Source organism: Limnoglobus sp. (assembly GCF_059499385.1).
The window spans coordinates 103,307-115,223 of the sequence record NZ_JCABYM010000027.1 but is presented as its reverse complement, the minus strand read 5'-3'; the positions used below and the strand labels follow the sequence as shown (position 1 = coordinate 115,223).

Below are 11,917 nucleotides of genomic sequence, written 5' to 3'. Positions count from 1 at the left end.
TGCGATCCGATGATTTTCTCCCTCCCCCCTTGGGGGGGAGGGCTAGGGAGGGGGGTAACCTCCCTTCCTCGGACGCGATCCTCACATCGGGAGGAAGCTCACCCCCCACCCTAACCCTCCCCCTCAAGGGGGGAGGGGACAAAGCCGGTCGTCGCTCGTGTGAGGTGTTCGCGATGTCGTCGTTCCGCTACACGCACATCGACCACTGCTCCGTCCTCGTCACGGACGTGGCGAAGGCGCGGCACTTCTACGGTCAGCTGCTCGGCCTGACGGAAATCCCGGCCCCGCGGGAGTTCGACTTCGTCGCCCTCTGGTACGACCTCGGCGGCACGTACCTGCACTTGTTGCTGAAGCCGCAGCCCGACACCATCAGCCCGCGGCACTTCTGCCTGCACGTCACGGACGCGGCCGCCGCCCACGCCGACCTGGCGGCGAAGGGCGTGGCCATCGACGAGACGGTCAAGATCGCGGCGGCGGATCGCTTCTTTGTCCGCGACCCGGACGGCAACCGAATCGAGATTCTCCAGTGGCACCGGCCCTACACGCCAGAAGCGGACGGCCGGTATCGGGCGTGAGGCGGATCAGTTTCGCAGACGGAGCCGGGCACAATAAACCTGAACGTCGCCGGGCACGTCGCCTCGTCACGGGCGGCATCGGCCGGGCGGCCGCCGGGGTCGGGGGCCTCCAGGTCGTAGCGAACAGCTCCGGGGTGAACGTCCGCGGCCCCGTCGCCGCGCGAATCATCATCGGCCCGGCAAGGCCGCTGATTCCCGCCCGCTGCCGGGAGGTGCTTCACCGCGGCCGGCCGGTGTGGTACAATCGGGCCGAACCCCGCCGACTCGTTCGGTCCCTCGCCAGACCGGCCTCATGAACCACCGCCCGGACACGTCCGTCGATTCGCTCCCGACCGCCCGCCTGCCCGCCAGCGATCCCCCGCGGGGCGGCCCCGACCCCGCGCCGACCGCGATCGCCGGGTACAGCATCCTCCGGGAGGCCGGGCGGGGCGGGATGGGGGTCGTCTACGAGGCCGTCCAACTCAACCCGTTGCGACCGGTCGCCTTGAAGATGCTCTACCCGGAGCAGCGGAAGTGCGCGGCCGCCGTCGCCCGATTCCGGACCGAGGTGACGGTCGCCGCCCGGCTCCACCACACGAACATCGTCCCGGTGCTCGCCGCCGTCGGCGGCCCGGACGGGCCGACCGCCTACGCCATGCCGTTGATCCGCGGGGAGTCCCTCGCCGCCGTCCTCCGGGCGGTCCGCGCCGCCGGCGGGGAGCCGGCGTCCGCCGTGACGGCGCGGGTGTCGGCCCTCGCCGCGACCGACCGGGCCGGGTACACGCGGGCCGTCGCCGAGTGGGTGCGGCAAGCGGCCGAGGCGGTCGCCGCCGCCCACGCCGCCGGGGCCGTCCACAGGGACGTGAAGCCCGGCAACCTGCTGCTCGAATTCGACCGCACCGGCCGGCCGCACGTCTGGCTCCACGACTTCGGCCTGGCCGTCCAGGACGGCGACCCGGCCACCGCGGACGACGCCATCCGCGTCGGCACGCCGGGCTACCGCAGCCCGGAGCAGGTCGCCGGCGACCCTGCCGCGATCCGCCCGCCGACGGACGTGTATTCCCTGGGCGTGACGCTAGCCGAACTGCTGACCCTGACCAGTCCGAAGGAGGGAATGCCGGTCGCCGTCGGCCGGGCCGTGCCGCGGGAACTGCGGCGGGTGATCGCGGTCGCCACGGCGGCGGCCCCGGCCGACCGGTACGCATCCGCCGTCGGGCTGGCGGACGACCTGGCCCGGTTCCTGGCCGGCTACCCGGTCCGGGCGGGGCGGCCGCGGTGGTTCCGCGGGGCCGGGCTGTGGGTCGGCCGCCACCGCCGGGCGCTGACCGCCGCCGCCGCCGCGACGGCCGCGGCCGTCGTGGTCGCGACCGTCCTCCTCGCCCGCGCCTACGCCGCCGAGCGGGCCGCCCGCCGCGCCGCCGACGTGGCCCGCCGGGCGGTGGCGACGAACACGCTGGCCGTGGACGACATCCTCTACGCCACGCCGGGGCAGCTCGACGCCGAGCGGGCGATGCTGGAGCAGGCGGTCCGGGTACAGGAACTTCAACTCGAACTGGACCCCGGCGACGTCTTCGCCACCCGCCACCTGGCCCACGCGAGCTGGCGGCTGGGCCGGGTGTACGCCCGGCTCGGCCGGCCGGCGGACGGGGCGTCGGCGGCCCGCCGGGCCGCCGACGCCTACCGCGCCGTCGCCGCCGCCGACCCGATGAACCCGCTCCACCGGCTGGACGTGGCCCGGTCCCTGTCCGTCACGGCCATGGCCCTTCGTTCCAGCCCGACGCCGGACCTGCCCGCGGCCGACGCGGCGGACGCCGAGGCATACGAGACGGCGCGGGCGCTGCTGGCCGACTTCCCGACCGACATGCGGGTGCGGGACGCGGCGGCGACGTACACCTCCCAGTACGGGGCCGCCCTCGCGGCGGCCGGCCGGTTCGCGGAGGCCGAGGCCCTGTACCGGCGGGCCGCCGCCGAGGCCGACCGCTGCCGGCTGGAACGCCCGGACCTGTGGCGGCTCGCCAGCCCCGCGGTCCACGCCCGGATGCGGCTGGCCCAGCTGCTGGCCGGCCGCGGCCGGCTGGCCGAGGCACTGGCCGCGAACGAGGATGCCCTCGCCCTGTCCGCCGGCGAGGTGGCCCGGGCCGCCCCGGAGGCCGGCGACGCGGACAAGCTGGAGTTACTCTCGTTCCGCTCGACCCGACTGGAGTTGCTGGCCGGCCGGGCCGCATGGCTGATTGCCGCCGGTGGGGACGCCACGGGCGTTGTGGCCGAGTGGGACGAACTGACGAACCTCGTGGCCGGGGAGAACCCGGAGTTCGCGACCGGCCCGGGCGAGGTCGCCCACTTCCGGGCGTGGGCGGCGTTCCGGGCGGGGCGGCCGGATGCGGCGGCCGGGGCCGGCCGGGCCTACCTGGCTCAACTGGAAGCCCAGCCGGCCGGGGCGATCCGCAGCCGGCTGCTGAGCCGCTACCACGCGGACGGGCCGGGCGGCCGCGACCTGGTCCGGGCGGAGGCCGCCGCCCGCGAGGCCGTGCGGTTGGCCCCCGGCGACGCCGCCGCGGCCGTGGCCCTCGCCGCCGTCCACTACCACGCCGGCCGGCTCCCGGAGGCGGAGGCGGAACTGGCCCGCTGCGGCGGCCGGTTCCCGACCCGGACCGGGTTCCTGATCCGCGCCGCGGTCGCCGCCCGGACCGGCCGCCCGGCCGACGCCCGCCGGCTGCTCGACGAGGCCCACGCCGCGGCCGCGGCGTGCGAGCCGTGCACGCCCGAGTGGGAGGCCGAGGCCCGCCGGGCCGTCGCGGCGGCCGGCGGCGGGTAGCCTCAGCCCCAAGACCACCCCGAGGGAAGCCCATGCCCGTTCCGGTCCGCGTCCTCGTCGCCCTTACGTTCGCCCTCGCCGCGCCGGCCGCCTTCGGCCAGGGGGAGCGGAACAAGCTCACGGCCGCCGAGGCCGCGGCCGTCGATCGGGCCGTGCGGGACGAGATGAAGAAGCAGCAGGTCGTCGGCGTCGCCGTCGGCGTGATCCGAAACCGCGAGGTCGCGTACGTCAACGGGTACGGCCTCGCGGACCGGGAGAAGCGGACGCCGGCCACGGCGGACACGGTCTTCAACTGGGCGTCGAACTCGAAGCCGCTGGCCGCCGTGGCCGCGCTGCAACTCGTCGAGAAGAAGCTGCTCGACCTCGACGCCGACGTGCGGACGTACGTGCCGGAGTTCCCGGACAAGGGGGCCGTCATCACGACCCGCCAGTTGCTCTGCCACCAGAGCGGGCTGCCGCACTACGCGAACGGGAAGGTGGTCGCCACCGACCGGACGTACAAGGAGGCGGACCCGTACCTCGACCCGGTGCATGCGCTCGACAAGTTCAACAAGTCGCCGCTGATCTTCCCGCCCGGCGAGAAGGCGGACTACTCGTCCTACGCCTACGTCCTGCTGAGCGCCGTCGTCCAGCGCGCCGGGAAGGAGCCGTTCGACCAGCAGGTCCAAGCCCGCGTCGGGAAGCCGCTCGGCCTCGCGTCGTTGCAGCAAGATGTGGCGGCGAAGGGCCAGCCGCACTGGGCGGCTGGGTACGTCAAGGACAAGGACGGGGCCGTCGCCCCCACCGCCGAGGACGCCCACTACTGGAAGCACGGGGCCGGCGGGTACAAGTCGAACGTCCGCGACTTCGCCCGGTGGGCGCGGGCGGTCCTGGCCCGCGAGCTGGTGACGGCGACGACCGAGACGGCGATGTGGACGCCGCAGAAGCTGCGGTCCGGCGGGGAGACGAAGTGGGGCCTCGGGTTCACAGTCGAGCAGCAGGGCGGGCTGAAGGTGTCGCACAACGGCAGCCAGCCGGAGGCGACGACGCGGATGGTCCTCTACCCGCGGGCCGGGACCGGCGTGGTCGTCATGACGAACTGCCGGTTCGCGGAGGTCGGCGCGATCTCGACGGCCGTGTTCGCCGCACTGAAAGAGTGACCTCACACTGCGTCGAGCCGGCCGGTGCTGTCGCCGACCTTCTCCGCCTTCACCCCCATCCGGTCCAGGAGCGTCACGAACAAGTTCGTCATCGGCGTTTGCGACGGGACGACCGTGTGCCGGCCGGGCCGCAGCGCCCCGCCCCCGCCGCCGGCGAGGACGACCGGCAGGTCGTCGTGGTTGTGCTTGTTCCCGTCGCCGATGGCGCAGCCGTACACGATCATCGAGTTGTCCAGCACGCTCGTGCCGTCGGCCTCTTTCATCCCGTCGAGCTTGGCCAGGAACTTGGCGAACTGCTCCATGTACCACCGCTCGATCTTCGCCACCTTCAGCTTCTTCTCCTTGTTCCCGGCGTGGTGCGTCAGGAAGTGGTAGCCCTCGGCGATGTTCAGGTGCGGCATCGGCCGGTTCGCCCCCTCCGGCGCGACGGCGAAGCTGACCACCCGCGTCGAGTCGGTCTGAAACGCGGCCGCGAGTAGGTCGTACATGACCGCCAGGTGTTCCGGGTAGTCGTCCGGGATGGCGTCCGGCGGCGCGACCTGCCCCGGCTTCGGCGCGCGGAACCGCTCGTACTTCTGCACCTGCTCCTCGACCCGGCGGACGCCGGCGAGGTACTCCTCGACCTTCTGCCGGTCCGTGCGGCCGAGGTCGCGGCTGAGGGCCTTCGCGTCGTCGCGGACGAAGTCGAGCACGCTCTTGCGGCGGGCCAACCGCTCCTTCGCGGCCGCCCCGTCGCCGCCGTGGCCGAACAACTTCTCGAACACGGCCCGCGGGTTCGCCTCCGGCGGCAGCGGCAGCGTCTCGGACGCCCACGACAGGTTGTACTGGTACGCGCAGGCGTACCCGGTGTCGCACGACCCGTACAGCCGCCCGCCCTCCGTGCCGAGTTGCAACGAGTCGATCCGCGTCAGGTGGCCGACCTGCCGGGCCGCGATCTGATCGACGGAGACGCCGAGTTGCAGCTTTGCCCCGTGCGTCTTCCAGGCGTGGCAGCCGGTGAGGAACGACGCCCCGGACCGGGCGTGGTCGCCGGGGCCGTCGCCCCAGTCGCGGGCCGCGTCGTGGGCCAGTCCGGTGACGATCTGGAACCGCCGCTTCAGGTCGGCCATCGGGGCGAACGTCTCGTTGAGCGTGTAGTCCTTCCCCTCGCCGGTCGGCAGCCACCGCTCGTAGTTGCACCCGTTCGGGAAGCCGACGAACGCGGCCCGCAGCGGCCGCCCGCCGGCCGTCGTGGCGAGGGCGGTCGGCTTGGCCGCGGCCTTCGCGAACGCCTCCAGGCTCGGCAGCGCGACGCACACGCCCAGCCCGCGGAGGAACGCACGGCGGCTCGAATCGAACACGGCACGGGTCATGGTCGGCCTCACGGCTTGTCGGGACGAACTTGTCGCTTCTGGTCCAGGTCGCCGATTTTGTGGGCGGGGGCGGCACGCTTCGGCTGCGAGGTCGTGCGGACCGCCTCGGCGGTCGCGCCGGAATCCCCGCGGCGGGTCTGGAACGGGGCGCTCGCGACGACTTCGGCGAGCAGCACGGAGAACTTGCCGTTCGCGGCGGTCACCCGGTCGGTGATCCGGTCCACGGTCACGGCGTCGGCCGCCTCCAGCCCGCGGCCGAGGGCGTAGGTCAACAGCTTCTCCGTCACGCACCGGTAGAACACGGCCTTCCGCGCCGCCAGCACGCGGCCGAGGTCGGCGGGGCCGTTCACTTCCTCCCCGGTGACCAGTTCCGCCTTCGCGTCGATCGGCTCGCGGCCGTCCTTGTCCCGCCACCAGCCGATGTTGTTGAAGTTCTCCATCGCCAGCCCGATGGGGTCGAAGTGGGCGTGGCACGCGGCGCAACTTCGCTGCTCGCGGTGGATCGCGAGTTGCTCGCGGAGCGTCTTCGGCGTCTTCCCGTCGGCCTTCGCGTCCTCGAGGTTGCCCACGTCCGGCGGCGGGGGCGGGACCTCGCGGCCGAGCAAGTTCTCCAGCACGAACAGCCCGCGCTTCACCGGCGACGTGCGGTTCGGGTTCGACGTGGAGATCAGCACGCTCGCGTGGCCGAGGACGCCGGACCGCCGGCCGTCGGAGGGGTACGACACCCGCCGCATCTCCTCGCCCTTCACGCCAGGGATGCGGTAGTACGCGGCCAGCCGCTCGTTCAGGAACGTGTAGTCGGCCGTGAGCAACTCCGTCAGGTCGCGGTCCTGTCGGGCGACGTGCTCGAACAGCATGTCGGTTTCGCGTTTCATCAGCCCGCGGAGCGGATCGACGGCCGACTGCGCCCTGCCGGACACCGGGGCGAGCATGATGTTCCGCGTCCGCAGCCACTGCCCGGCGAAATCCTCGAAGAACCTCCCGGACTTCGGGTCGGCGAGCATCCGCCGCAGTTGCGCGTCGAGGTTCTTTCGGAGTTGCCCCTTCGCGGCGAGGCCACTCAGCTCGTCGTCCGGCAGGCTGAGCCAGAGCAGGTACGACAGCCGAGACGCGAGGGCGAACTCGTCGAGCGGGTGGACGGCGGCCGGGTCGTCGGGTTGCGGTTGGAGTTCGGCCCGGAAGTAGAACCGGGGCGAACTCAGGATCGCGGTGACCGCCTGCGCAACGCCGGACTCGAACGACTTGTCCGCGAGGACCATGTCCGTCAGCCGGTCGAGCATATCCGCGGTCGGCGGTCGGCGGAACGCGCTGCCCGCCATGCGGCCGAGGATTTCGCGAGCGTACTCGCGTTTCGCTGTCGGGTCGGCCGGGGCCGCGCCCTTCGTGAAGATGCGGGTGTGCGACGCCGGGTACTCGTACACGCCCGTGCCGAGCGGCCCGGTGACGATGACGCGGGGCGACAGCGGCAGCGGCCGGAGTTCGCCGTCGGCGGCGGCCTTTGTCGGGATCGTGGCGGTGAGCAACTCGTGCTTGCCGGCGTCGAGCGTCACCTCGGCCGTGAACGTGTACGTCTTCTGCCCGCCGACGCTGACCGGTTTCTTCGTCACGACCTCACGGCCGCCGAACGTCGCCGTCAGTTCGTACTCGCCGCCGTACTCCTGCCACCCGCCGAGCGGGAACTCCAGTTCCACCTTGTACTTCCCGGTGTGCTTGAGTTCCACGGTCGCGGCCTGCTCCGCCCGCTTCCCCTCGCCCTTCTTCGGCCGGAACGCGGACGGCCGGACGTTCACCGTCGGGTGGCGCGGCCCGCCCTCGACGATGGCGGCGGCGACGATCTTCTCCGCGAGCGTCAAGTAGGTTTCGAGCAGGGCCGGCGGCAGCGTCTGGGCGTCGCCGATGTTGTCGAACCCGAAGGCGGTGTCGTCCGGCGGCAGTTCCTGGGCGAGGTCCAGGTCGAGGCCGAACAGGTCGCGGACGGTGTACTGGTACTCCATCCGGTTCAGCCGCCGGATGGTGACGCGGCCGGGGTCCGGGGCCTTCTCGTCCACGCGGAAGACTTCCCGCTCGACCCACCGGGCCATCGCCTGCCGGTCGGCGTCCGTCGGCCGGTCGGCGTGGGCCGGCGGCATGAACTCGTGCCGGAGCGTCTTGCGGACCTTCTCCCACTTCGCCCGGTCGGCCGTGCGGTCCTTCGCGTCGAGTAGCGTGTCGAGGGTGAAGCTGCCGCGGCGGTTGTCCCCGGCGTGACAATCGAAGCAGTAGGTTTTGAGCAACTCCCGGCCGTCGGCCGCGGCGGCCCGGAGCGGCGCGACCGCGACGAGGAGAACGGCGATGAGCACGGCCCGGCGCATGAGCAAGCCCTCGGTTCCTATTACACTACAGGGCGGCGGGAGCGTGTCGCAACCGGGAACCGGCCGGCCGCGCTTTTCCCTTCCGCCGCCCGGCCGCATCGCTTACGCTGGCGGACTCCCCCTGAGTCCCCACGCATGGCCCCCGACCCCCGCCGGCTCGCGGCGCTCGACCAGTTCCGCGGGTACACCGTCCTCGGCATGTTCCTCGTCAACTTCGTCGGGTCGTTCGCCGTCGTCCGGGCCGACCTGCCGCTGCTCGCGCACCACCACACGTACTGCGGCTACGCCGACACGATCATGCCGCAGTTCCTGTTCGCCGTCGGGTTCGCGTACCGGCTGACGTTCCTCCGCCGCCGCGCCGCCGACGGCCCGGCCGCGGCCTACGGCCACGCCGCCCGCCGCACCGCCGCCCTCGCCCTCGTCGCGTTCGCCGTCCACAACGTCGGGTCGAACTGGCAGACCTGGCATGCGGCCGACCAGCTGCACGCCGTACTCCTGCGGTGGGCGAAGCAGGACTTCTTCCAGACGCTCGGCCACATCGCCGCGACGTGCCTCTGGGTGCTGCCGGTGATCGCCGCCCGGCCGGGCGTCCGCGTCGCGTTCGCCGTCGCGTCCGGGGCGCTGCACCTCGCCCTGTCCTACGTCGCGTACTACCGGTGGGTGAACACGCCGCCGAACGGCGTGGACGGCGGGCCGCTCGGGTTCCTGACGTGGTGCGTCCCGCTGCTCGTCGGGTCGCTGGCCCACGACCTCGTGACGACCGCGGCGGACAAGGGGAAGGCCGTCCGCGTACTCCTGGCGTATGGCGTGGCTGTGATGCTGCTGGCCTACGGCCTCTCGTGCCTGCGGCTCGCGCCGATGGACCAGGATTACGGGGCGTTCGCCGTGACCGTCGCGGCGACGGAGCCGCCGCTGGTCCACGTGGACGCGAAGCCGCCGACGAACAACCTGTTCACGATGAGCCAGCGGTCCGGGGGCGTCACGTACCCGCTGTTCGGGGCCGGGTTCTCGCTCGCCGTGCTGGCGGTGTTCGTGGTCGCGTGCGACATCGGCGGGCGGCAGGTCGGCGTGTTCCGGACGCTCGGGTCGAACGCGCTGGCCGGGTACGTCATCCACGGGCTGGTGAACGCGGCCGTGAAGCCGTTCGTCCCGCGGGACGCGCCGCTGTGGTACGTGGCCGCCGGGCTGACCGTGTCGCTGGCGCTGTGCTACCTGTTCGTGCGCTACCTGGAACGGCAGAAACTGTTCCTGAAACTCTGACGGCGGCGAGCGGTTCCGCCCCCGTCACGCGCCGCCCAGTTCGACCTCCACCTGTTGTTGCTTTCCGTCCCGCTCGAGGGTCAGTTTCACCTTGTCGCCGATCTTGTGCTTCCGCAGCACCCGCGTCAGCTCCTGGACGGTCGGCACGCCCTCGCCGTTCACGGCCAAAATCAGGTCGCCCGGCTCCACGTCGCCGGACCGCGGATCGACCCGCACGCCCCGCAGCCCGGCCTTCGCCGCCGCTCCTGCCGGCAGCACGTCTTGAACCATCACCCCCGTCGGGAACCCGGCCCGGCGGAGGCGGCGCTCGTCCACGAACTTCGCCCCGAGGTCCGGCTTCAGCACCCGGCCCCGCTGGATCAGTTCCGTCACCACCGTATTCACGGTATCCACCGGGATCGCGAACCCGATGCCGACGTTCCCGCCGGACGGCGACGCGATCGACGTGTTCACCCCGATCAGCCGCCCGTCCTTGTCCAACAGCGGCCCGCCGCTGTTGCCGGGGTTGATCGGGGCGTCGGTTTGAATCGCGCCGCTAATTGTCTGATCGGTCAGCGAGTCGATCTCCCGGTCGAGCGCGGAAATGATCCCCTTCGTCATGCTCAGGCTGAGGCCGAACGGGTTGCCGATGGCGTACACCTTCTGGCCGACTTCCAGGTCGTTCGACCGGCCGACCTTGATCTTCGGCAACTTCCGCCCCGGCGTGGCGATCTGAAGGACGGCCAGGTCGAACTCCGGGGCGATGCCGACGATTCGCGCGTCCCAGGCGGTGCGGTCCGCGAGGACGACCCGCAGCCCGACCCGCCGCGCGGCCGCCTCCTTGACGACGTGGAAGTTCGTAACGACGCGGCCGTCGTCGTCCCACACGAACCCGGACCCGGTCCCGGTCTGCCGTTCCTGGACGCTCATGTCCAGCCGGCGGACGAGGACGACGGTGTCCACGTTCACCACGCTCTCGCGGGCGTCCTTGAAGACGCGGATCGCCTCCGCCTCCTCGGCGTCGTGCCCCGTCCGCGGGTCGGGCGTTCGCTCGACCGCGTCCGGGTTGTTGGCCGGGGCCGACGGGCCGAGGAAGCGCACCGCCTCCCGGACGACGAACGCGAGGGCGACGGCCGCGAACAGGAAGGCCAGGATCGTCGGGACCGGGCTGGGCCGCCGGCGGTGGCGGGCGGCGGCGTCAGGGTCGGTCGGCATGGGTTGCGTCTCGCGTCGGGGAGGTGTCCGAAGGCGTGCAAATCCGTCGCCAACGCCGCGGGCCGGGGGTCGGACCCGTTCATATGCTAGTAGTTTCGTCTCGAATCCTGGAGGTCAACGGGTTCATGGAAGCTGGCATCGTCGGGCTGCCGAACGTCGGCAAGAGCACCCTGTTCAACGCCCTCACCGCGTCCAAGTCCGCCCAGAGCGCGAACTACCCGTTCTGCACGATCGAGCCGAACGAGGGGATCGTGCCCGTCCCGGACGACCGGCTCGAGCGGATCAGCAAGTACATCGTGCCGAAGAAGCTCGTGCCGACGGCGCTGAAGCTGGTGGACATCGCCGGCATCGTGAAGGGCGCGAGCGAGGGGCAGGGGTTGGGGAACAAGTTCCTCAGCCACATCCGCGAGGTCGATGCCATCCTGCAGGTCGTGCGGTGCTTCGACGACCCGGACATCGTCCACGTCGCCGGGAAGGTCGATCCGGTGTCGGACATCGAGACGGTCGAGATCGAACTGATGCTGGCCGACATCCAGACGCTCGACAACGCCCTGCCGCGGGCCGAGCGGGCGGCGAAGGGCGGCGACGCCGAGGCCGTCGCGCGGGCGGAGGTGATCCGCAAGTGCCAGGCCCACCTCGCCACCAACCAGCCGCTGCGGAAGCTCCGGCTCGACCCGGCGGAGGCAAAGGTCGTGTCCAGCTTCGGGCTGATGAGCGCCAAGCCGATCCTGTACGTCGCGAACGTGGACGAATCGGACCTGCACGGGACCGGGCCGCTAGTGAAGGCCGTCCGCGACTTCGCGGCGAACGTCGGGGCCGAGGTCGTGCCCGTCTGCGCGAAGCTGGAGGCGGAGATCGCGGAACTCGACCCGGCCGACCGGCGGGAGATGCTGGCCGCGTCCGGGCTGGCGGAGCCGGCGCTGGCGGTGTTGGTCCGGGCCGCGTACCGGGCACTCGGTTTGCAGAGCTACTTCACCGCCGGCGAGAAGGAAGTGCGGGCGTGGACCGTGCCGGTCGGGGCGACCGCGCCGCAGGGGGCGGGGGTCATCCACACGGACTTCGAGAAGGGGTTCATTCGCGCGGAGGTCTACACGCTTTCCGACCTAGAATCACACGAGAGCGAGAAGGCGATCCGGGCGGCGGGGAAGTTGCGGGTCGAAGGGAAGAACTACGTCCTGCAAGATGGCGACATCTGCCACTTCCTGTTCAACTAGTAGGGCGGGTCCAGGCTTTGCGCCGACCCGCCGTCGCG

8 protein-coding genes are annotated in these 11,917 nt (G+C 72.1%); 5 read left to right on the top strand and 3 right to left on the bottom strand.

What is annotated here, in order from left to right; all coding sequences use genetic code 11:
- Nucleotides 1–173: 173 nt before the first annotated feature.
- The 3 genes from AC5JJ2_RS04885 to AC5JJ2_RS04875 all read left to right on the top strand — a co-directional run bounded on the left by AC5JJ2_RS04885 (nucleotide 174) and on the right by AC5JJ2_RS04875 (nucleotide 4,508).
- Complete coding sequence (locus tag AC5JJ2_RS04885) at nucleotides 174–575, top strand: VOC family protein (RefSeq protein WP_495856840.1); 402 nt, start codon at nucleotides 174–176, stop codon at nucleotides 573–575.
- A gap of 292 nt (nucleotides 576–867) precedes the next feature.
- Nucleotides 868–3,369, top strand: a complete 2,502-nt coding sequence (locus tag AC5JJ2_RS04880) for a protein kinase domain-containing protein (RefSeq protein ID WP_495856839.1) — start codon at nucleotides 868–870, stop codon at nucleotides 3,367–3,369.
- Nucleotides 3,370–3,401: 32 nt separating this feature from the next.
- On the top strand, nucleotides 3,402–4,508 hold the full coding sequence (locus tag AC5JJ2_RS04875; protein WP_495856838.1) for a serine hydrolase domain-containing protein: 1,107 nt from the start codon (nucleotides 3,402–3,404) through the stop codon (nucleotides 4,506–4,508).
- Between the two features lie 2 nt (nucleotides 4,509–4,510).
- Here the strand turns inward: AC5JJ2_RS04875 and AC5JJ2_RS04870 are convergent, their stop codons facing one another.
- Together AC5JJ2_RS04870 and AC5JJ2_RS04865 are read right to left on the bottom strand one after the other, a co-directional pair.
- On the bottom strand, nucleotides 4,511–5,860 hold the full coding sequence (locus tag AC5JJ2_RS04870; RefSeq protein WP_495856837.1) for a DUF1552 domain-containing protein: 1,350 nt from the start codon (nucleotides 5,858–5,860) through the stop codon (nucleotides 4,511–4,513).
- 8 nt (nucleotides 5,861–5,868) lie between these two features.
- Nucleotides 5,869–8,211: a DUF1592 domain-containing protein gene (locus AC5JJ2_RS04865; protein ID WP_495856836.1), complete on the bottom strand. Its 2,343-nt coding sequence runs from the start codon at nucleotides 8,209–8,211 to the stop codon at nucleotides 5,869–5,871.
- A gap of 135 nt (nucleotides 8,212–8,346) precedes the next feature.
- On the opposite strand from AC5JJ2_RS04865, the gene AC5JJ2_RS04860 reads away from it, so the two are divergent.
- On the top strand, nucleotides 8,347–9,471 hold the full coding sequence (locus tag AC5JJ2_RS04860) for a hypothetical protein (RefSeq protein ID WP_495856835.1): 1,125 nt from the start codon (nucleotides 8,347–8,349) through the stop codon (nucleotides 9,469–9,471).
- Between the two features lie 24 nt (nucleotides 9,472–9,495).
- On the opposite strand, the gene AC5JJ2_RS04855 is transcribed toward AC5JJ2_RS04860, so the two are convergent.
- Nucleotides 9,496–10,665 (bottom strand): S1C family serine protease, encoded by a 1,170-nt coding sequence (locus tag AC5JJ2_RS04855; protein ID WP_495856834.1) that lies wholly within the window; start codon nucleotides 10,663–10,665, stop codon nucleotides 9,496–9,498.
- 125 nt (nucleotides 10,666–10,790) lie between these two features.
- On the opposite strand from AC5JJ2_RS04855, the gene ychF reads away from it, so the two are divergent.
- A complete protein-coding gene (gene ychF, locus AC5JJ2_RS04850) occupies nucleotides 10,791–11,879 on the top strand; it encodes a redox-regulated ATPase YchF (protein ID WP_495856841.1) in 1,089 nt (362 codons plus the stop codon).
- Nucleotides 11,880–11,917 lie beyond the last annotated feature (38 nt).

Bases quoted from the DNA above. Each gene is read 5' to 3' on its own strand.
- AC5JJ2_RS04885 (WP_495856840.1), top strand. From the start codon at position 174: ATGTCGTCGTTCCGCTACACGCACATCGACCACTGCTCCGTCCTCGTC.
- AC5JJ2_RS04880 (WP_495856839.1), top strand. From the start codon at position 868: ATGAACCACCGCCCGGACACGTCCGTCGATTCGCTCCCGACCGCCCGC.
- AC5JJ2_RS04875 (WP_495856838.1), top strand. From the start codon at position 3,402: ATGCCCGTTCCGGTCCGCGTCCTCGTCGCCCTTACGTTCGCCCTCGCC.
- AC5JJ2_RS04870 (WP_495856837.1), bottom strand. From the start codon at position 5,860: ATGACCCGTGCCGTGTTCGATTCGAGCCGCCGTGCGTTCCTCCGCGGG.
- AC5JJ2_RS04865 (WP_495856836.1), bottom strand. From the start codon at position 8,211: ATGCGCCGGGCCGTGCTCATCGCCGTTCTCCTCGTCGCGGTCGCGCCG.
- AC5JJ2_RS04860 (WP_495856835.1), top strand. From the start codon at position 8,347: ATGGCCCCCGACCCCCGCCGGCTCGCGGCGCTCGACCAGTTCCGCGGG.
- AC5JJ2_RS04855 (WP_495856834.1), bottom strand. From the start codon at position 10,665: ATGCCGACCGACCCTGACGCCGCCGCCCGCCACCGCCGGCGGCCCAGC.
- ychF (WP_495856841.1), top strand. From the start codon at position 10,791: ATGGAAGCTGGCATCGTCGGGCTGCCGAACGTCGGCAAGAGCACCCTG.